Origin of the sequence: Pantoea sp. Ft-CA_14 (assembly GCF_024520875.1) — a bacterium.
GTDB lineage: Bacteria > Pseudomonadota > Gammaproteobacteria > Enterobacterales > Enterobacteriaceae > Pantoea > Pantoea agglomerans.
The window spans coordinates 1-234 of the sequence record NZ_JALNPM010000060.1 but is presented as its reverse complement, the minus strand read 5'-3'; the positions used below and the strand labels follow the sequence as shown (position 1 = coordinate 234).

The 234-nt window shown below is 63.2% G+C and carries 1 protein-coding gene; it reads left to right on the top strand.

Going from position 1 to position 234, the window contains the following annotated elements; genetic code table 11:
- Positions 1-234: ATP-binding cassette domain-containing protein (locus NR195_RS22850; protein ID WP_256844944.1), on the top strand; the 234-nt coding region annotated here is incomplete at both ends.

Here is a 234-nt window from a genome sequence, read left to right as displayed (position 1 = left end):
AGATCAAGCGCGGCGAGTGCGTCGCCTTGGTTGGCGAGTCCGGCTCGGGTAAGTCGGTCAGTGCGCTGTCGGTGCTGCGGTTGTTGCCGTATCCGACGGCGTCGCATCCGTCCGGGCAGATCCGCTTTAAGGGCCAGGACCTGCTCGGCATGTCCGAGCGGGAGATCCGCGGCATCCGTGGCAATGATATTTCGATCATCTTCCAGGAGCCGATGACGTCGCTCAATCCGCTGC